Genomic DNA, 20253 nt, shown 5'->3' on the forward strand with positions numbered 1-20253 from the left:
CGGGATCGCGCGAACCGGCGCACAATCCCCGCCCATGAGCGACTCCCGTACCCGCCAGGCCGATGCCCTGGTCGACACCCTGCAGCGCGAAGCCGGCGGCAAGCTCACTGTGTTCCTGGGCGCTGCCCCGGGGGTTGGCAAGACCTTCAGCATGCTGACCCGCGCGCATGAGCAGCTGCGCCGCGGCGTGGACGTGGTGATCGGGCTGGTGGAAACCCACGGCCGCGCCGAGACCTCGGCGCTGCTGGCGGGCCTGCCGCAGGTACCGCTACTGCAACGCGAGTACCAACAGCACGCGCTGGAAGAAATGGACCTGGACGCGGTGCTGGCGCGTCGCCCGGCCCTGGTGCTGGTCGACGAACTGGCGCATCGCAATGTGCCCGGCAGTCGCCATGAACGGCGCTGGCAGGATGTGATGGAACTGCTCGATGCCGGCATCGACGTGTGGACCACGGTCAACATCCAGCACCTGGAAAGCCTCAACGACGTGGTCATGCGCATCACCGGGGTGCGCGTCAGCGAGACCGTGCCGGATGCGGTGCTCGACCGTCTGCACGACATCGTGCTGGTGGACCTGCCGCCGCGCGAACTGATCGAGCGCCTGCAGCAGGGCAAGGTCTATGTGCCGGAGCAGGCGGCGCAGGCGCTGCAGGCATTTTTCTCGCCGGCCAACCTGACCGCACTGCGCGAATTGGCGATGCAGGAAGCCGCCGACCGCGTGGACAGCAGCCTGCGCGAGACCCGTGCCGCGCGCGGCGAAGGCAACCTGCCGCTGCGCCGCCGCGTGCTGGTGGCGATCGATGGCGGCGGCCAGAGCGAGTACCTGGTGCGGGTCGGCCGGCGCATCGCCGAGCGGCGCGATGCGCCGTGGACGGTGGTGACGGTGCAGGCGCGCGCGCACGACGAGCAGACCCGGCGCGAGATCGATGCCGCCTTCGCCCTCGCCCGCCGCCTCGGGGGCGAGGCCGAGCTGCTGCACGGCTCCAGCATCGCCGATGCGCTGCTCGATCACGCCGCCCACAACGGGGTCTCCACGCTGGTGCTGGGCCGCACGCGCGAGCGGCCGCTGGCGCGCATGCTCAACCGCACGCTGACCCAGCAGCTGATCCGTCGTGGCGCGCATTTCGAGATCACGATCATCGGCACGCCGCAGGCGCGGGCGCGGGCGCGCCGGTCGGGACTGTCCATTCCCAGCCGCAGCGCCGGCAAGGACGCGCTGCTGGCGCTCGGCGCCACGGCGGCGGCCTGCCTGGTGGCGCTGGTCGCCGAGCGCTGGATCGGGCTGTACGACCTGTCGATGGTGTTCATCGTGGCGGTGGTGATGGTCGCTGCGCGTAGCCGCACCAGTGCGGCGGTGATCGCCGCCGCGCTGTGTTTCCTGGCCTACAACTTCTTCTTCATCGCGCCGCGCTTCACCTTCGCGATCAGTGCGCGCCAGGGTGTGATCACGGTCTTCCTGTTCCTGGCCGCTGCCTTGGTGGCAGGGCGGTTGGCCTCGCGCCTGCGCATGCAGGTGGTCGCGTTGCGCGCGGCCAACCGGCACGCGCATGCGCGCCAGGCACTGGGCCGGCAACTGGCCAGTGCGGCGAGCAACGAGCAGGTCGCGCAGGCCGGCCGCGAGGCACTGGAACAGGCGATGGACGCCCCGGCGTGGCTGCGCATCGGGCAGTACACCAGTGCCAGCGGCAGCGCCGCACCGGGCGACACCGATCTGGCCGCGGCCGACTGGGCGCACCGGCATGGCCAACCCAGCGGACGCTTCACCGATACCCTGGCCGGTGCTGGCTGGTGGTTCCTGCCGCTGCTGGACGGCGACGACCGCGCGATCGGCGTGGCCGGCATGCGCTTCCCGCGCGAGGCACCGCGGCTGACACCGGAACAACGGCAGCTGGCCGAAGCGATGGTGGACGACATCGCGCAGGCCGCGCTGCGCACCCAGCTGGTGGCCGACCTGGAAAAGGCGCATGTGAGCAACGAGACCGAGCGGCTGCGCTCGGCGTTGCTGTCCTCGGTCTCGCATGACCTGCGCTCGCCGCTGGCAGCGATGATCGGCTCGGCCGACAGCCTGTCCAGCTACGCCGATGCGATGGACGCCAGCGACCGGCGCGCCCTGCTGGACACCATCCTGGTGGAAGGCGAGCGCCTGGACCGCTACATCCAGAACCTGCTGGACATGACCCGGCTGGGCCATGACGGGCTGCAGATCAACCGCGACTGGATCGGCGTGGACGAGCTGGTCGGCTCGGCCGCGCGCCGCCTGCAGCGCTATCAGCCCGATGTGCTGTTGAAGCTGGACATACCCGCTGAGCTGGCGCCGATCTGGGTGCATCCGGCGCTGGTCGAACAGGCCGTGTTCAATGTGATGGAAAACGCCGCCAAGTTCTCCCCGCCCGGCGCGACGGTAGAGGTGCAGGCACGGTTGGTCGAGGGCGAATTGCGCATCGACGTGCTCGATGCCGGACCGGGCATCCCGGACGAGGAGCGCGCGCGCATCTTCGACATGTTCTACAGCGTGGAACGCGGCGACCGTGGCCGGCATGGCACCGGGCTGGGCCTGACCATCTGCCAGGGCATGATCGGCGCGCATGGCGGCAGCGTACAGGCGCTGCCGGGCCGCGACGGACGCGGTACCCTGATCCGCATCACCCTGCCCTTGCTGCATCCCCACCCCGCCGATGACAACGACGATTCCTGAGGCTTCCCACGGCGTGCCGCCGGCGCGCGTGCTGGTGATCGATGATGAAGCGCAGATCCGGCGCTTCCTGGAGATCAGCCTGCGCGCGCAGGGCTACCGCGTGTCCCAGGCCGCGACCGGACAGGCCGGGCTGGAAGCACTGGTCGGCGAAGGGGCGGATCTGGTGATCCTGGATATCGGCCTGCCCGACATGGAAGGCCATGAGGTACTTGGCGAGCTGCGCCAGTGGAGCCAGGTGCCGGTGATCATGTTGACCGTGCGCGCCAGCGAGACCGAGAAGGTGCGGGCGCTGGATGCCGGTGCGAACGACTACGTGACCAAGCCGTTCGGTACGCAGGAGCTGATGGCGCGCGTGCGTGCCCTGCTGCGCTCGCGCACGGTGTCCAGCGAGGGCGTGCTACCTCAGTTCGATGATGGCCACCTGCATATCGATCTGGTCCGGCGCGAAGTGCACCTGGACGGCGCGCCGGTGGCGTTGACCCGCAAGGAGTACGCACTGTTGTCGCTGCTGCTGCGCAACGCCGGGCGGGTGGTGACCCAGCCGCAGATCCTGCAGGAGATCTGGGGGCCGACCCACCAGCACGACACCCACTACCTGCGGATCCTGGTCGGCAAGCTGCGCCACAAGCTGGGCGATTCGGCGCTGGATTCGCGCTATCTGTTCACCGAGCCGGGCGTGGGGCTGCGCTTCAAGGGGTGATCGACGGCATCCACGCATGGCGTGGAGCTGCATGGGCATGGCATGGATGCACATGCGCGTGGCGCCGATGCACGGTAGTGCCACGGTCGGTACCCACAGATCAGAAGCCCAGTTCCACACCCGGCAGCAGCGGTTGCAGCTGCGCGCGGAACAGTGCCTTGATGCGCTCCAGTGCCGCCTCGTCGTCGGCTTCGAAACGCAGCACCAGCACCGGCGTCGTATTGGATGCGCGCACCAGGCCCCATCCATCGGGGAAATCGGCACGCAGGCCATCGATGGTGGACAGGCGCGCGCCCGCGAACGGCGAGTCCTCCACCTGCACCGAGGAGACGAACAAGGACACCAGCGCGTGCGGGGTACCCGCATCGACCGGCACCTTCAACTCCGGGGTGGAGACGCTGTCGGGCAGCTCGTCGAGCACCTCCGACGGCGTCTCATCGCGCTGGGCCAGGATCTCCAGCAGGCGCGCGGCGGCGTACAGACCGTCGTCGAAGCCGAACCAGCGTTCCTTGAAGAAGAAGTGGCCGCTCATCTCGCCCGCCAGCTCGGCGTCGGTCTCGCGCATCTTGGCCTTCATCAGCGAGTGGCCGGTCTTCCACATCAGCGGGCTGCCACCGTTGCGCAGCACGTAGTCGGAGAGCTTGCCGGTGCACTTCACGTCGTAGATCACCAGCGCGCCCGGGTTGCGCATCAGCACGTCGGCCGCGAACAGCATCAACAGCCGATCGGCATAGATGATCTTTCCTTCGCGGGTGACCACGCCAAGCCGGTCGCCATCGCCATCGAAGGCCAGGCCGATATCCGCGTCGAAGCGCTTCACGGTCTGGATCAGGTCTTCCAGGTTGTGCGGATCGCTCGGGTCCGGATGGTGGTTCGGGAAGCTGCCGTCCACATCGCAGTACAGCGGAATGACCTCGGCGCCAATCGCCTCCAGCAGCGGCTGGGCGAGTTCGCCGGCCACGCCGTTGCCCGCATCGGCCACCACCTTGAGCGGGCGGTCCAGCTGCACGTCATCGGCAATGCGCTGGATGTAATCGGCATTGACCTCGCGGGTCTGGAAGCTGCCCGGTTCTGATGCCACGTGCAGTTGGCCATCGCGGATGCGGTGGTACAGCTCGGTGATCGCATCGCCGGACAGCGTTTCGCCGCCGACCACGATCTTGAAGCCGTTGTAGTCCGGCGGGTTGTGGCTGCCGGTCACCGCCACGCAGCTGCCGGCGCGCAGGTGGTAGCTGGCGAAGTACACCACCGGGGTCGGTGCGAGGCCGATGTCGGTGACGTTGCAGCCGGCGCGGCGCAGGCCTTCGATCAGGCCGGCGGTGAGTTCGGGACCGGACAGGCGGCCATCGCGACCCACCACGATGTCGCGCAGGCCCTGCACCTGCAGGACCGAACCGATCGCCTGCCCGATCAGGGCGGCGACCTTGGGGGTCAGCTCGCGGCCGACCACGCCGCGGATGTCGTAAGCGCGGAAGATATCGGGGGCAACGGATTCGCCCGGCACGGACGGCGGCGGCGGTGCTGCCTCGTCGCTGGTGTCGACGGCCTCCACCGCAAGCGGTGCCTGGGCGAGGCTTTCGCTCAGGGTCGGGCCGGCGTCGGCGGCGCCGTCATCCGCACCGCGGCGGCGCGGCAAGGGCACTTTGCCTTTGCCGAGCACCAGCAGCACCGCGATCAGCAGCAGCAACAGCGCCACGATCGCACTGGAGATCGCCCCCAGCCCCAACGGGCCCGGTTCGATGTCCGGCACCGCTGCAGACAGGCGCAGCCCACTGGTGCCGATCGGGCGCGCCAACGCTTCAGCGCCGCCGGACAGCGCGCGGCTGCCCTGTTCGACGACGTTGTGGTTGCCCTGGCGCAGTGCGAGGTAACCGTCGGCGGGCACGGCAACCTGATCGAACACGCCGGTCAAACGCAGCAATGGCTGGCGCACATAGACGACCGCCGCACCCTGCGGGCCCAGATCGACGGCGGCCGCCAGGCCGAGACGCTGCCCACCGGCATCGCGGACGACGCGGGCCACCGGCTTGTCATCTGCGATGGCGGCTTCGAGCAGCGCCAGGCGCGAGTAACCGAAGGCCTTCGGATCGGCGTAGGCCGCATCGAGATCGGCGGTCAGGACCTGGACGTCTTCCACGCCCGGCCAGCCTTCGCGGATGGCTACGGCCGCCCCCTGTGCGTTGCCGCTGGCCAGTGCACTGGCAACGGGCCCGGTCTTGAGCACCTTGCCGAACCTGCCCAGCTGACCCGTCACCGCCGTCTGCAGCCCCTCGACCACGCGGTCGCGCGACTGTTCAAGCTCGGCGCCGACGGCCGCCTGGCGCCATTGGCGCACACCGCTCCACCCGAACCAGCCCGCCAACAGCACCAGCAGCACGGCCAACAGCGGCACCGAGCGCCCTGTGGTGAACCGCGGCCGTCCTTCCGCCTTCGCCTTGCTCATCAAGCTCCCCTGTCAGCGCACCCCGGTATGGCCGAATCCACCCGTTCCCCTGGCGCTGTCGGTGAAAGTATCCACTACCTGAAGCGCCACGCGTGCAATCGGCAGCACCACCAGCTGGGCGATGCGATCGCCGGGCTGGAGGGTGAACGGCTCGCGCCCGCGGTTCCAGGCGCTGATCAGCAGCGGCCCCTGGTAATCCGCATCGATCAGGCCGGTGCCGTTGCCCAGCACGATGCCGTGGCGATGGCCCAGGCCCGAACGCGGCAACACGACCGCGGCCAGGTTCGGATCGGCGATATGGATCGCGATACCGCTGGGAATCAGCGCCGTATCGCCCGGCTGCAGGGTGAGCTCGGTTTCCAGCGCCGCGCGCAGGTCCAGCCCGGCGCTGTGTTCGGTGGCATAGGCCGGCAGCGGCCATTCGTCGCCGAAACGCGGGTCCAGCAGCTTGACCTGCAGGGGCTGGAGGGAGGAATCGATGGTCATGCGTGCAACCTCTGGGCAATCAGGGACAACAGTTGTTCGGCCAGCACGGCCTTGGAGGTGCCGGGGAACACCTGTTCGCCGCCCTGCCAGTAGGCCGTGGCCGCGTTTTCATCGCTTTCGAAACCGCCGGTGCTGATCCCGACCTGGTTGGCGATCACCAGGTCCAGGCGCTTGTCCACCAGCTTGCCGCGCGCGTACTTCTCCACATCGTGGGTTTCGGCAGCGAAGCCGACCACCAGCTTGAGTGCGTTGGTCTGCGCGGCGACCTCGGCCAGGATGTCCGGCGTGCGCACCAGCTCCAGGGTCAGGCTCTGGGTGCCGGCGGTCTTCTTGAGTTTCTGCGGGGCGACCTGGCGCGGGGTGTAATCGGAGACCGCGGCGGCACCGATATAGATGTCGGCCGGCAATGCAGCGAGCACCGCTTCGCGCATCTGTGCGGCCGAGCGCACATCGACACGCTGCACGCCCGCGGGCGTGGCCAGCTGGACCGGGCCACTGACCAGCACCACCTGCGCGCCGAGGCGGGCAGCGGCGGCGGCCAGGGCATAGCCCATCTTGCCGCTGCTGCGGTTGCCGACGTAGCGCACCGGGTCGATGTCTTCATAGGTGGGACCGGCGCTGATCAGCACGCGCAGGCCCTTCAGTTCGCTGGTGACCGGCGGCTCGGCGGCGGCTGGCGCGTGCAATCCGGCCAGCGCGGCCACGATCGCGTGCGGTTCGGTGAGCCGGCCGGGGCCGGATTCGCCTTCGGCCAGTGGACCGTCTTCCGGCCCGATCACCTGGGCACCGCGCTCGCGCAGCAGCCCGATGTTGGCCTGGGTGGCCGGGTGCAGCCACATGCGGTGGTTCATCGCCGGGCACACGGTGAGCGGCGCGGTGGTAGCCAGGCACAGCGTGGTGACCAGGTCATCGGCATTGCCGTGGGCCAGCCGGGCCAGCAGGTCGGCGGTGGCCGGGGCCACCACGATGCGATCGGCCCAGCGGGCCAGCTCGATATGGCCCATGGCCTGCTCGGCGGCGCTGTCCCACAGGGTGGTGCGGGTGGGCTGGCCGGACAGGGCCTGGAAGCTCAGCGGGGTGACGAACTGCTGGGCCCCGGCGGTCATGGCGACCTGCACCTGGGCCCCGGCATCGCGCAGGCGACGCACCAGTTCCAGCGACTTGTAGGCGGCAATGCCGCCCCCTACGCACAACAACAGCTTCTGGCCTTGCAGCGGGCGCGCGGACGCCGGAGAAGCCTGGGGGGAGTCAGCCACCTGCGAATTTCCTGTCGAACTGAGGCGTTTAGCTTACCTGATGGTCTGTAGACCGCCTGATGCGCCAGCGGCATAAGGAGGCAGGTTTTCGTCATAAGCAACCGCCGGACTTGGCACGATTCCCTGCATTTACCGACACGATGGCGCCTGGTTCACTGATGGTGGCGGGGCCGGCAGGGAGTGGAGACTGAGGCCATGTCGATCCGAGACTGGCCCAGTGCCGAGCGTCCCCGCGAAAAGCTGCTTGCCCAGGGCGCCGGCGCCCTGTCCGATGCCGAGCTGCTGGCGATCTTCCTGGGCTCGGGGCTGCGCGGGCGCGATGCGGTGGAGACCGCGCGCGACCTGCTGCAGTCCCACGGCCCCCTGCGCAACCTGCTTGATCTGCCGGCCACCGCGCTGGCCGCCCTGCCCGGCCTGGGCCCGGCCCGCAGCTGCAAGCTGGTGGCCGGGCTGGAACTGGCGCACCGGCATCTGGCCCCCGAGCTGGCCCGGGGCGACAGCCTGCGCGACCCCGCCGCCGCCGGGCGCTACTTCAAGCAGCGGCTGCGGTCCCGTCCCAACGAGGTGTTCGCCGCGCTGTTCCTGGACAACCAGCACCGCACGCTGGCCTGCGAGGAACTGTTCAGCGGCACGGTGGACGCGGCGGCGGTCTACCCGCGCGAGGTGGTCCGGCGCGCCCTGCTGCACAACGCGGCGGCGGTGATCGTCAGCCACAACCACCCTTCCGGCAGTGCCGAACCGTCGCTGGAAGACCGCCGGATCACCACGCTGCTGCAGCAGGCCCTGGCCCTGGTGGACATCCGCCTGCTCGACCACGTCGTCATCGGCGACGGCGCCCCGGTATCGATGGCCGCGCGCGGCTGGATGGGCATCGCAGCGGCCTGATCCGGGCGTGAAACGCCGCCGCTCGGCCCCGGTTCAATGGATCGGGGTGGCTTCTGGGCTAAAATTGCCGATTCCGCCGCTCCAGTCCCAAAGCAGGCCTTGTGAAAAATCTCCTCCGCGCCCTGATCAGCCAAGGCATCGAAGCCTTGCGCGCCAACGGCACTCTGCCGGCCGATACCCTGACCCCGGAATTCGTGGTCGAACGCCCGAAGACCCGTGAGCACGGCGATTTCGCCACCAACGCCGCGATGCTGCTGGCCAAGCCGGCGCGCAGCAATCCGCGCGCCCTGGCCCAGGCGCTGCTGGATGCGCTGCCCAAGAGCGATGACGTGGCCCGCGTCGAGATTGCCGGCCCGGGCTTCATCAATTTCCACCTTGCCCCGAGCGCCTACCAGCGCGAAGCGGCCAGTGTGCTCAAGGAAGGCGCCGATTACGGCCACAACCTGAGCGGCAACGGCCGCACCGTGGGCGTGGAATACGTGTCGGCCAACCCGACCGGTCCGCTGCATGTCGGCCACGGCCGCGCGGCGGCGATCGGTGACTGCCTGGCGCGCCTGCTGGAAGTGAACGGCTGGAACGCCAAGCGCGAGTTCTATTACAACGACGCCGGCGTGCAGATCGAGAACCTGGCGCTGTCCACCCAGGCACGTGCGAAGGGCCTCAAGCCCGACGACGCCGGCTGGCCGGAAGCGGGCTACCGCGGCGATTACATCGAGGATGTGGCCAAGGCTTATCTGGCCGGCGCCACCGTGGAGCTGGAAGGCCATTCGGTGGTCGGCGAGCGCGACCCGGACAACCTCGATGCGATCCGTCGCTTCGCCGTGGCCTACCTGCGCAACGAGCAGAACCAGGACCTGGCCGCGTTCGGCGTGGATTTCGACATCTACTTCCTGGAAAGCTCGCTGTACAAGGACGGCAAGGTCGAAGAGACCGTTGCCCAGCTCAATGCGGCCGGCCACACCTATGAGGAAGGCGGCGCGCTGTGGCTGCGCTCGACCGACTTCGGTGACGACAAGGACCGCGTGATGCGCAAGTCCGACGGCACCTACACCTACTTCCTGCCCGACGTGGCCTACCACCTGAGCAAGTGGCAGCGCGGCTACGAGCGCGCGATCACCGAGCTGGGCGCGGACCACCACGGTTCGCTGGCGCGCGTGCGCGCCGGCCTGCAGGCGCTGGACGTCGGCATCCCGAAGGGCTGGCCGGAATACGTGCTGCACCAGATGGTGACGGTGATGCGCGGCGGCGAGGAAGTGAAGCTCTCCAAGCGTGCCGGCAGCTATTTGACCCTGCGCGACCTGATCGAAGAAGCCGGCCGCGATGCGACCCGCTGGTTCCTGATCGCGCGCAAGCCCGATTCGCAGCTGACCTTCGATATCGATCTGGCCCGCCAGCAGAGCAACGACAACCCGGTGTTCTACGTGCAGTACGCGCATGCCCGCGTCTGCAGCCTGCTGCGCCAGGCGCAGGAGAAGGGCCTGGGCTACACGCCGGCCGAAGGGCTGGCCGGGCTGTCCTCGCTGGGCGATGAGGCCTCGCTATGGTTGATGGTGGAAATGTCGCGCTTCCCGGAAGTCGTCGAGGCGGCCGGCCTGGCGCTGGAACCGCACCTGATCGCGCAGTACCTGCGTGAATTGGCGCATGCCTTCCACACGTGGTATCACGGCACGCAGGTACTGGTGGCCGACGAAAGCGAACGCAACGCCAAGCTGACGCTGGCCTGCGCCGCGCGCCAGGTCCTGGCCAATGGTCTGAACATCCTGGGCGTATCCGCCCCGGAAAAAATGTAAGCAGTGGAGAAGCAGTAAATGGCAGCACGACGCGGCAAGAGCCAGGCACGGCGCAACAGCAACCAGGGCACCCCGGGATGGGTGTGGCTGGTCGCGGGTGTGGCGATTGCGGCCGTGGTGTTCCTGGCGGCACCCAACCTGTTCAAGAACGACGGTGACGGTTTCCTGCGGGTCGGCCCGCAGCCGGACCCGAACGCCCAGCCGGCCCCGGTGAGCGATGCCGACACCGACGTCGGCACCGAGCTGCCCAAGCCGGGTGCCGCCAAGCCGGCCGAGCCGGCCAAGCCGGCGGCGACGCAGTACGACTTCTACACCCTGCTGCCCGGCAAGGAAGTGGAAATGTCCGATGCGGAGCTGGCCGCCAGCGCACGCGCCGAAGACCAGCGCCGTGCCAAGGCCGAAGCGCAGCGCGCGCAGGCCGCGCTGGAAGGCCGCCCGTTGCCGCCCGCGCCGGCGCCGACCAGCACCGCTGCGACCACCTCGCCTGCGGCGGTGAGTACCGCCCCGCTGCCGGCTCCGGTGGCGGAGCGCCCGGCGGCGACCACGGCTCCGGCGACGACGCCGGCACAGACCGCGGCGGCTGCTCCGGCTGCACCGACGCCGACGGCGACGCCGGCTGCCGGGGCGGCTGAGCCGGCAGCCAGTAACGTGCGCTACATCCTGCAGGCCGGTGCGTTCGGTGCCTCCGGCGACGCCGAAGCGACCAAGGCCAAACTGGCGATGATTGGCCTGGCCGCACGGGTGGAATCTGCACAGATCAACGGCAAGACGGTGTACCGCGTGCGCATGGGGCCGTATGGCAGCGCCGGTGAACTGGCCGAAGCCAAGCAGAAGCTGGATGGGACGGGGCTTCAGGCGATGGCGATCAAGGCGCAGTAGCCGCGCGCCGCGACATATACAGGAACGCCGGGTATTGCCTGGCGTTTTTTTTTACCGCCCAGGGCAGCCGACCAACGGTCGGCTCTACGGGGCTACCTTTCAGCGAGACGCCTCCATGAGCACCGCACACGGCAACGATCGCCGGATCGACAACATTGAATTCAACGTGGCTGACATCGCGCGCAGCAAGGCGTTCTACGGCAGCGTGTTCGGCTGGTCGTTCACCGATTACGGCCCGGGCTATACCGAGTTCTACGATGGCCGCCTGCGCGGTGGGTTCACCACCGACGCGCCAGTGCGCGCCGGTGGGCCGTTGGTGATTCTGTATGCCGATGACCTGGTAGCCACGCAGCAGCGGCTGGAAGCGGCCGGCGCGGACATCTGCCAGGCGGCGTTCGATTTTCCGGGGGGGCGGCGGTTTCATTTCCGCGATCCGGATGGGTATGAGTTGGCGGTGTGGACGGCCGCCTGAGGTAGAGCCGACCGTTGGTCGGCTCTACCGGTTTCGGGCGTGCGGCCGAGGAGTTGGCCAGCGGTGCCCTTGGATCAGTCGCGCGCGACCTGGAAGCCGGCGAACGACTGGCTGACCGGCATCACTTCGAGGCGATTGATGTTCAGGTGCGCCGGCAGCGAGGCGACCCAGAAGATCTGCTCGGCGATGTCGTCGGCGGTCATCGGGTTGGCACCGGTGTAGAGCTTGTCCGAGGCGGCCTGGTCACCATGGGTGCGGACCACGGTGAACTCGGTTTCGGCCATGCCCGGCTCGATCGTGGTCACGCGCACGCCGCTGCCGTGCAGGTCCGAGCGCAGGCCCAGCGAGAACTGGCTGACGAAGGCCTTGGTGCCGCCGTAGGCATTGCCGCCCGGGTACGGGTAGACGCCGGCAACGGAGCTGATGTTGATGATCGCGCCCTTGCGCGCGACCAGCTGCGGCAACAGGCGATGGGTCAGCGTCACCAGGGCGGTGACGTTGGTGTCGATCATGGTGCGCCAGTCTTCCAGCGAGGCGCTCTGGGCCGGGGCGGTGCCCTGGGCCAGGCCGGCGTTGTTGACCAGCAGGTCGATGTCGGCGAAGCCGGCCGGCAGGGCAGCCAGGGCCGCTTCCATCGCCACGCTGTCGCGCACGTCGAACACCGCGGCATGCACGCGCTCGGGGCCGTAGGCGTCGACCAGCGGCTGCAGGCGCTCGGCACGGCGCCCGGTGGCGATCACGCGCCAGCCGGCCTGGGCGAAACGGTGGACAGCGGCAGCGCCAAAGCCGGACGTGGCGCCAGTAATCAGAGCGGTACGGGTCATCGAGGTACTCCGTGAAGATCCCGACCATTTTCGCACCGATGCGCGCCCGGTGTGGCGCCGGGCGCCACCCGGCTGACCGGTGCCACGGGTCGTCCCGTCAGCGGATGCGGAACACCCGCGCCTTGGGCAGGTCTTCATCCACCTGCAGGAACCAGCGCCCGGCGATGCCGGGCACCACGACGATCCCGGGGTTGCTGCGGGCGGTCTTGAGCTTCATCTCGCCCTTGAGTACCTGCCACTGCTGGCCGTTGTCCAGGGTGAACACCGTGCCGGGGGCCCAGCCGTCCACCTGGCCGGTGACCTTGGCGTTGATGGGGCCGTCGTCCAGCCCGGGGAACATCGGGGCCGGCGTCGGCACACCCGGGCCTGCGGCAGGTGCCGCCGCGACGGCCACCGGGGCGGGGGCATCGGCCTGGGCCTGGCGCAGCAGGCGGTTCAGGGCCTGCAGCTGGGCCGGGGTCAGCCCGACGTCGGCCAGCGCCTGCGGATCCAGCCGCTGCTCCAGCGCCACATAGGGGGCCTGCGCCCACGCCGGGGCCGCCAGCAACATGCCCACACACCCGAGAACCTGCCACCTGCGCATTGCCTGCTCCACTGCCTGTCGATGCCTGATCGCGGCACTGTGCGTCACTTTCGTGGCAACCAGATGACAGCGACCACCGGTCGCAGCCGGCCGCGCGCCCGGCACGGGGTAAAATGACCGCCAGCCGCGCAGCCGCGCCGGCGGTATTGGACGTCCCATGATCAACAACGATGTACTGCGCAGCATCCGCTACATGCTCGACCTCAGCGACGGCATGATCGCCGACACCTGTGCCCTGGCCGATCCGGCCTTCGTGGTCGACAAGGCCGATGTGGCCGGCTGGCTGCGCAAGGAAGACGAAGAAGGCTTCGTGCCCTGCGACGACCGCACCCTGGCGCATTTCCTGGATGGCCTGATCGTGCATTTCCGTGGCCGCGACGAGAGCCAGCCGGCGCGCCCGGTGGAAAAGCGCATCACCAACAACCTGGTGCTGAAGAAGCTGCGCGTCGCCTTCCAGCTGAAGGACGTGGACATGCACGAAGTGTTCGACGCGGCGGGTTTCTCGGTCTCCAAGCCGGAACTGTCCGCGCTGTTCCGTCAGCCGGACCACAAGAACTACCGCGCCTGCGGTGACCAGATGCTGCGCAATTTCCTCAAGGGCCTGACCCTGCGCGTGCGCGGCGCCTGAAGACGTCGTTGATGCGTGGCTCCGATGCAGGGGCCACGCGCCTCCACTGCCTGGCGTGGGTGAGCCATCTGGATTTCAGATGCATGGGATGAAGACGTTTCATTTCCCCCTTTCACCCATCAGGCGGACACTGGCGCCCCTTCTTTCCCGGAGCCCGTCATGAGCAACGACGCGCCCTCGCCACTCAGCCGTTGGCAGGTCCTGTTGATGGCCTTCGCCACCGGCGTGGCCGTGGCCAGCAACTACTACGCGCAGCCGCTGCTGCATACCATCGCCGGCCAGTTCGGCGTGTCCTTCGCGCGGGCCGGCACGGTGGTGACCGTGGCCCAGCTGAGCTATGCGGCGGGCCTGATCCTGCTGGTGCCGTTGGGCGATCTGTTCGAGCGCCGCCGGTTGATCGTGGTGATGTCGCTGCTGTCCGCGGCGGGGCTGGTGCTGAGCGCGCTCAGCCATCAGTTCGTGTGGCTGCTGGTGGGCACCGCGCTGACCGGCCTGTTCTCGGTGGTGGCGCAGGTGCTGGTGCCGTTCGCGGCCACGCTGGCGCGACCCGAAGAACGCGGCCAGGTCGTGGGCACGGTGATGAGCGGGCTGCTGCTCGGCATCCTGCTGGCACGCACCGTGGCCGGGGCACTGTCCTCGCTGGGCGACTGGCGCACCGTGTACTGGATCGCCGCGGCCGCGCTGGTGCTGACCACGGGCATGCTCTATCGGCATCTGCCGCGCTTCCATCAGACCGCCGGGCTGGGTTATCTGCAGCTGCTGCGCTCGATCGGCACGCTGTTCGCGCAGGAACCGGTGTTCCGCCTGCGCACCGTGCTGGGTGCGCTGAGCTTTGCGATGTTCGCGATCTTCTGGACGCCACTGGCGTTCCTGCTCGCCGCCGAACCGTATGGCTACAGCGATGCGACGATCGGCCTGTTCGGGCTGGTCGGTGCGGCCGGCACGCTGGCCGCGGGCGTGGCCGGGCGCATGGCCGACCGGGGCAAGGCGGCGCTGGCGACCACCGTGGCGCTGGTGCTGCTGGCGGCATCGTGGCTGCCGCTGGGCTTTTCCACGCACTCGCTGATCGCACTGGTGCTGGGCGTGATCGTGCTCGACCTGGCCGCGCAGCTGCTGCACGTGAGCAACCAGAACGTGGTCTATGCGCTGCGTCCGGACGCCCGCAACCGGCTCAATGCTGGCTACATGACCGGCTATTTCATCGGCGGCTCGCTGGGCTCACTGGTCTCGGCGCAGGTCTTTGATCGCTTCGGCTGGACCGGCGTGTGCGTGACCGGTGCCGGCGTCGCGATGGTGGCGATCGCGGTGTGGACAGTGGCGGTAGTACGCCGGTAGAGCCGACCGTTGGTCGGCTGCATTGCGCGCCGCCTGGGGCAGCCGACCAACGGTCGGCTCTACCGCGCGGGGTGGGTGGGCGCTCCGTCAGAAGGCAGTTTGTACCGCGAACTCGACGCGCGAGCCTGCGTTGCCGGGGAACAGGCGTTTGGCCGCACCATCGGTGTCGTGCGCGGTGAGGCGCAGCTCCCACGGGCCGTGCACCTTCCAGATGGCGCTGAGCTGGCCATGCAGGTAGTCATCGGCCTGCGCGCTGTCCAGCCAGTAGTGGCCTACCGCGCCCTCGACACGCCACTGCTCGCCCAGCGGCAGGCGCGCACCGAGCTGGGCGTAGGTGCCGCCATGGCCGCCGGCCAACGCGTTGTCGGAGACGCCGACCTGCAGCCAGGCGCGCTGCCGCCAGGTGACGGTGCCATTGAGCTCGGTCCAGTCCAGATCGACCGTGGCGGACGGATAGACGTAGCGGGTCAGATTGACGTCCACGCTCCAGTCCGGCGTCACCGCCCCGCTCCAGCCGGCGACAAGATCAAACTCGCTGCGCGCGCCGTTGTCCGGCCGGAACGAGACCCCCGAGCCCCAGGCCGAGGCGTACCAGCCACTGGCCGCGCTGAGCTTCACGCCGGCCTGCACGGCCGGATCGCCGTCGCTCTGCGAACTGCCACGCCAGACATAGTCCGAAGTCAGCGTCGCGTTTCCCTCCACAGCGGCCGCGGCCGCACCGCTCATGACCAGCCCCACCAGCACCACGCCGCAGCGCAGGCGCTGTTTCGAATAGTTACCCACCACGTGTCCCGCTCCAGATGACGGCCGCGCCGTCGAGAGCGACAGTGTCCTCAGGACCGGCGTAAAGCCGCCATGGCGTGGCCACCCGATCGGCGCAACGTTTCTGTAAATCCTGCGTCAGGGTGGCGCCGGGAGGTGCGCGGTATCATGCCCACTCTGACCTGTTGCGAGTAATGGCGTGGACGCGATCCTGACCCCGGTATCGATTGGCGAGCTGATCGACAAGATCACCATCCTGGAAATCAAGGCCGAACGCATCACCGATGCCGGCAAGAACGCCAACGTCCGCAAGGAACTCGAGGGCCTGTGGCCGCTGTGGCAGCAGCAGGTCGGCGCCCAGCCCGGGCTGGAGGCACTGAAGACCCAGCTCAAGGCGATCAACGAGCGCATGTGGGAGATCCAGGACCAGCTGCGCGACAAGGAAGCAGCGCAGGTCTTCGACGATGCCTTCATCCAGCTGGCGCGCGGCGTCTATGGCACCAATGGCGAGCGGGTCAAGGTGAAGAACGAGATCAACCGCATCGCCGGCTCGCAGCTGGTCGAAGAGAAGCAGTACCAGGGCGAATAATCGCGCCGGTATGCGCCGGGCTCAGTGCCCGGTCGCGGCCATGAAGCGTTCGCGGTCCTGCTGGGTACGCCGGCGGATTTCGGCCAGCGCTTCGTTCTCGGTGGCTTCCAGCATCGATTCGAACAGACGCTGGAAGTGGTTGCGCATGGCCAACCGTGCCGCTGCCGGATCACGCTGGCGCAGGGCGTCCAGAATCCGGGTGTGTTCCTCGTCGCGGGTGTCATCGTCGTTGTGGCAGACGTTGGCATACACCTGCTTGACCCGCGGCAGTTCGTTGCGCATCCGCCAGATCAGCTGCACGCAGTGCTCCACCACCGGGTTGCCGGCGATCCGCGCGATCGAGAGGTGGAACTGGCGGTCGGCCTCGCTGGCCGCCGCTTCGCCCGAATTGGGGTCGACCATGGCCGCGATCAGGCCGGCCAGGTCCTCCAGTTCGGCATCGGTGATGCGGCTGGCGGCCATCGCCGCAGCCTCGGCCTCGATCACCGCGCGGGCGGCGGTCAGGTCGAACGCCGAGACATCGGGCAGTGCGCCCGGCGCCTGTGACGGTTTGGCCTTCACGTAAACGCCCGAGCCGGTCTTGATGGTGATCAGGCCCTGCGCTTCCAGCGCGATTTCCGCCTCGCGCACCGTCACCCGGCTCACGCCCAGGCGTTCGGCCAGGTCGCGTTCGCCCGGCAGGCGCGAGCCCGGCGGGAATTCGCCCTTCTCGATCAGCGAGACGATTTCGGCGGCAATGGACTGGTACAGACGGGGTTCGGACATCATCAAAGGCCTGGCTGACAGGTGGCTGGGGACCGACACGCGACCGCGCCTTCAGAGAGCGGCGCGGTCGGAAAAACCGCGCCACTGACCTCAGAAGCGGTAGCGCACCCCCAGATAATACCGCCGCCCGTACGTGGTGTACTCGCGGAAGCTGCCGAGGATGGGCATATCCGATACCCGCGGCTCATCGGTGAGGTTGCTGGCCGACAGCGACAGCGACAGGTGCTTGTTCACCTTGTAGGTGGCACGGAAGTCCAGCGAGCCATTGTCCCGCACATAGCGGTTCTGCGACGGGTCGCCGACGAACTGCTGGTAATAGTCGGAGCGGTACTTGTAGATCGCCTGCAGGTCGAGCTTGCCCAGGCCCCAGTACACCTGCGCCGAGGCGACATGCTTGGACAGGCCGAAGATGTTGGCCGGCTCGACGATGCCCGGGGTCACCACGCCGGTAGCCGGGTCGGTGGATTCGCCCAGGCGCAGGTCTTCGGTCTTGAAGTTGGAATCGGCGTAGTTGTAGCTGGCCTTCACGCCCAGCCCGGAGAAGATCCCCGGCAGGTAGGAGAAGCTGTGCGAGGCGGTGAACTCCACGCCGAACAGATCGCTCTTCTGGTCGCTGGTGGCCAGCTGCTCCACCGGCACGGTCACGCTTTGGCCATCGATATCGAAGGTTTCGTTGACGATCACCGGCATCGAACCGCCGTTGAACTGCTTGTAGTACAGCGCACCGGACAACATGGTGTCTTCGTTGGCATACCACTCCAGCGAGAGATCGCCATTCCACGACATCAAGGGCTTGGCGCGCGGGTTGCCGGTGGCCGTGATGCTGCGCAGCGCATCGCCCACGCTGTTGAACTCGGTATCCACCTCACCCAGGTTGAAAGTGCGGCCAAAGCCTTCAGCGGCCAGGTCCGGGCGCGACATCGCCCGATACGCACCGACGCGCAGCAGCAGGTCCGGGCGCAGTTCGAAGGCGGCGTTGAAGCTGGGCAGCCATTCGGTATTGCTGGATTTGAGCACCTGCGAGGTGAAATCGCCGGTGGGTTCCAGGGTCACGGTACCGTCGGGATTGTTGATCACATCCAGACCGCTGCGCAGGCCGACCGAGCGCACTTCGGTGCGCACACCACGCACGCCGATATTGCCGGTCACCGGCAGGCCGAACCATTCGGCGCTGTAGTCGCCCATCAGGTACAGCGCGCTGGTTTTCTCGGTGACATCGTTGTTGGCCGGGTTGCGCAGGTCCGCGCTCAGGCCGGTATCGTCGACGCCGGTGAACGCCTTGAACAGGCAGCGGCTGTCGAAGCTGGCCCACTGGTCGATGGTGTTGCCGCTGGCATTGGCCAGGAAGTCGTCCTGCGGGAACGCCTGGCGGCAGGCGAGGTTGGCCGCGCGGATCGCCGCGACGTTCGTGGTGGTCACATCCACCGTGTCGGTGTAATCGGTGTAGGTCGCCTCGGAGCGGCGCAGGCCGCCCTTGATGGCGGTAAAGAAGCCGCTTTCCGGGGTGAAGGTGGCATCGAAGCGGCCAGCACGGATGGTGTGCTCGCGGTGCTGCTGGCGACGACGCACCAGGGCCGAGTCGGTGAAGTTGTCCGGATTGTTCACATCGAACGCCGGATCCAGGGTGATGCTCGGCACATCGCCGCTGTAATCGTAGGTGTAATCGACATAGCGGGTGTTCTTGATGCCGCCGACCGGCCGGCCGTTGACGTCGGTGCGGCCGGCGCGCAGGCGGGTGCTGCGTTCGATCTGATCGCGCTCGGTATTGGAATAGGACAGATCGGTGGACAGCGTCCACGCCGGGCTCGGCCGGAAGATCACGTTCAGCCCGCCGCCGGTGTATTCCTCCTGGCGCTCCAGGAAATTGCCGGTGGAATCGACCGTGGTACTGCCGGTGTGGTGCAGCAGCGCGCCATCATCGGTGACCACGCGGTTGTTGAGGTTGCGCATCATCGAAGACAGCGACAGATCCGAGCGGTCTTCGGTGTAATCGCGCTTGGAGTGCTGGTAGTCCAGATTCACTTCCACCAGGTCGCTGGGGCGCCACTGCAGCGCGGCGAACTGCGAATCGCGCTTGTCGTGTTCGATGAACTGGCGATAGATGCGGCTGCTGGGCACCAAGTAGTACGGCACGCCATTGGCGACCTGGTTGCCGTTGACCTGGGTGCAGTTGCGCGTCGCGCCGACCACTTCACGGCCATCGCAGGCCACCCAGGTGGAGCTGCTGGAGAACATCTCTTCCGGGTTGCTGCCTTCCAGCGCCTGTACGCCGATGGAGACACCGAGCTTGCCGGCGTTGCCCATGTCGAACTGATCGATGTAACTGGCGGTACCGCGCCAGCCGACGCCGTCCTTGTCCTTGAGGCGATCGTCGTAATCCTGCCAGGTGCCGCGACCATCGAGCTGGAACGTGCGTTTGCCGTACTCCAGCGGTTTGACCGTCTCCATGTTGATCGTGCCGGCCACACCGCCTTCGACGAAGTCGGCACGCTGGGTCTTGTAGATCGCCACGGTGTTGATCAGCTCGGACGGGAACTGGTTGAAGTTCACCGAGCGGTCGCCGCTGCCGTTGGTGGCCTCGCGGCCATTGAAGGTGGACGAGCCCAGGAACGGGCCCAGGCCGCGGATGGAAATTTCCGACGCACCGCCTTTTTCGCGGTGGGTGGAGGCGCCGGTGATGGTTTCGATCGCTTCACCGATGGACAGCGCCGGCAGGTCGCCGATGTCGTCGGCCGCCAGTACGTCGGAGACCACGGTCTCCTCGCGCTTCTTGTCGATCGAGGTCTGGATGGTGCCGCGGATGCCGGTCACCTGGACCTGATCCAGCGTGGTGGCTTGCCCCGGCGGCGAGGCCGGTGCATCGGCGTCCTGTGCGTGGGCCAGCGGCAGGGCCGCGGTGGCGCACAGGGCATAGAACAGCGCGCTGTGCAGCGCGGTGTGGCGGAGGCCTCGTGGCGAGGCCGTACGGCGGTCATGCAACATCGTGATCTCCCTCCCAGGATGGATCGTCCGATTACACGGATTCGATCCGGAAGATTCACGACTGATGAACCAATGTCAATGAATTGGTACTAAAGTCTACCCCGCACCACTGTCCAGACCACTTTGCACTGAATTAATGTGCGGACGCAGCAGAAAAATGCGCAAACCGCAGACCACAT

Annotated in this window: 17 protein-coding genes; 9 read left to right on the forward strand and 8 right to left on the reverse strand. The window is 68.0% G+C overall.

The features are described from left to right. The first annotated feature begins 34 nt into the window (after positions 1–34). Both OC373_RS13240 and OC373_RS13245 read left to right on the forward strand, forming a co-directional pair. Positions 35–2695: a sensor histidine kinase KdpD gene (locus tag OC373_RS13240; RefSeq protein ID WP_070426459.1), complete on the forward strand. Its 2661-nt coding sequence runs from the start codon at positions 35–37 to the stop codon at positions 2693–2695. Beyond that, the gene (locus OC373_RS13245; RefSeq protein ID WP_019183966.1) at positions 2676–3395 is read left to right on the forward strand and encodes a response regulator transcription factor; all 720 of its coding nucleotides are present in this window, start codon (positions 2676–2678) and stop codon (positions 3393–3395) included. The genes OC373_RS13240 and OC373_RS13245 overlap by 20 nt, the downstream gene beginning before the upstream one ends. A 100-nt stretch (positions 3396–3495) precedes the next feature. On the opposite strand, the gene OC373_RS13250 is transcribed toward OC373_RS13245, so the two are convergent. From OC373_RS13250 to coaBC, 3 genes are read right to left on the reverse strand one after another with little or no spacing between them, the layout of a single operon-like run. Next, positions 3496–5838: a phosphomannomutase/phosphoglucomutase gene (locus tag OC373_RS13250; RefSeq protein WP_083279841.1), complete on the reverse strand. Its 2343-nt coding sequence runs from the start codon at positions 5836–5838 to the stop codon at positions 3496–3498. Between the two features lie 12 nt (positions 5839–5850). After that, the gene (gene dut, locus OC373_RS13255; protein WP_046272982.1) at positions 5851–6324 is read right to left on the reverse strand and encodes a dUTP diphosphatase; all 474 of its coding nucleotides are present in this window, start codon (positions 6322–6324) and stop codon (positions 5851–5853) included. Next, on the reverse strand, positions 6321–7580 hold the full coding sequence (gene coaBC / locus OC373_RS13260; protein ID WP_261997836.1) for a bifunctional phosphopantothenoylcysteine decarboxylase/phosphopantothenate--cysteine ligase CoaBC: 1260 nt from the start codon (positions 7578–7580) through the stop codon (positions 6321–6323). Before coaBC ends, dut begins: the two co-directional genes overlap by 4 nt. A gap of 195 nt (positions 7581–7775) precedes the next feature. On the opposite strand from coaBC, the gene radC reads away from it, so the two are divergent. The 4 genes from radC (at position 7776) to OC373_RS13280 (ending at position 11606) form a co-directional block, all read left to right on the forward strand. Beyond that, positions 7776–8465 (forward strand): DNA repair protein RadC, encoded by a 690-nt coding sequence (radC, locus tag OC373_RS13265; protein ID WP_261997837.1) that lies wholly within the window; start codon positions 7776–7778, stop codon positions 8463–8465. 101 nt (positions 8466–8566) lie between these two features. Further along, positions 8567–10255 carry an arginine--tRNA ligase gene (gene argS, locus OC373_RS13270; RefSeq protein ID WP_019183971.1) on the forward strand — a complete coding sequence of 563 codons (1689 nt, stop codon included), beginning with the start codon at positions 8567–8569 and terminating at the stop codon, positions 10253–10255. A gap of 18 nt (positions 10256–10273) precedes the next feature. Beyond that, entirely contained in the window at positions 10274–11134 is an 861-nt protein-coding gene (locus OC373_RS13275) for an SPOR domain-containing protein (RefSeq protein WP_261997838.1), read from the forward strand. A 115-nt stretch (positions 11135–11249) separates the two neighbouring features. Continuing rightward, positions 11250–11606: a VOC family protein gene (locus OC373_RS13280; RefSeq protein WP_261997839.1), complete on the forward strand. Its 357-nt coding sequence runs from the start codon at positions 11250–11252 to the stop codon at positions 11604–11606. 74 nt (positions 11607–11680) lie between these two features. Here OC373_RS13280 and OC373_RS13285 read toward each other — a convergent pair whose 3' ends face one another. Together OC373_RS13285 and OC373_RS13290 are read right to left on the reverse strand one after the other, a co-directional pair. Then, positions 11681–12430, reverse strand: a complete 750-nt coding sequence (locus OC373_RS13285; RefSeq protein ID WP_019185578.1) for an SDR family NAD(P)-dependent oxidoreductase — start codon at positions 12428–12430, stop codon at positions 11681–11683. Between the two features lie 97 nt (positions 12431–12527). Beyond that, entirely contained in the window at positions 12528–12980 is a 453-nt protein-coding gene (locus OC373_RS13290; RefSeq protein WP_152663802.1) for a hypothetical protein, read from the reverse strand. A gap of 190 nt (positions 12981–13170) precedes the next feature. Between OC373_RS13290 and OC373_RS13295 the strand changes: the two genes are divergently transcribed. Beyond that, complete coding sequence (locus OC373_RS13295) at positions 13171–13641, forward strand: DUF1456 family protein (protein WP_046274114.1); 471 nt, start codon at positions 13171–13173, stop codon at positions 13639–13641. 159 nt (positions 13642–13800) lie between these two features. Next, positions 13801–14976: an MFS transporter gene (locus tag OC373_RS13300; protein ID WP_019185575.1), complete on the forward strand. Its 1176-nt coding sequence runs from the start codon at positions 13801–13803 to the stop codon at positions 14974–14976. Between the two features lie 87 nt (positions 14977–15063). Here the strand turns inward: OC373_RS13300 and OC373_RS13305 are convergent, their stop codons facing one another. After that, the gene (locus OC373_RS13305) at positions 15064–15702 is read right to left on the reverse strand and encodes a TorF family putative porin (RefSeq protein WP_070427509.1); all 639 of its coding nucleotides are present in this window, start codon (positions 15700–15702) and stop codon (positions 15064–15066) included. Positions 15703–15937: 235 nt separating this feature from the next. On the opposite strand from OC373_RS13305, the gene OC373_RS13310 reads away from it, so the two are divergent. Next, entirely contained in the window at positions 15938–16327 is a 390-nt protein-coding gene (locus OC373_RS13310; protein WP_070426453.1) for a DUF6165 family protein, read from the forward strand. Between the two features lie 21 nt (positions 16328–16348). Here the strand turns inward: OC373_RS13310 and OC373_RS13315 are convergent, their stop codons facing one another. Together OC373_RS13315 and OC373_RS13320 are read right to left on the reverse strand one after the other, a co-directional pair. Continuing rightward, the gene (locus OC373_RS13315; RefSeq protein ID WP_070426452.1) at positions 16349–17092 is read right to left on the reverse strand and encodes a FadR/GntR family transcriptional regulator; all 744 of its coding nucleotides are present in this window, start codon (positions 17090–17092) and stop codon (positions 16349–16351) included. Positions 17093–17182: 90 nt separating this feature from the next. Beyond that, the gene (locus tag OC373_RS13320) at positions 17183–20074 is read right to left on the reverse strand and encodes a TonB-dependent receptor (RefSeq protein WP_070426451.1); all 2892 of its coding nucleotides are present in this window, start codon (positions 20072–20074) and stop codon (positions 17183–17185) included. Between the last annotated feature and the right edge of the window lie 179 nt (positions 20075–20253).

This window comes from Stenotrophomonas sp. Ste96, from assembly GCF_024519495.1.
Taxonomy (GTDB): Bacteria; Pseudomonadota; Gammaproteobacteria; order Xanthomonadales; family Xanthomonadaceae; genus Stenotrophomonas; species Stenotrophomonas bentonitica_A.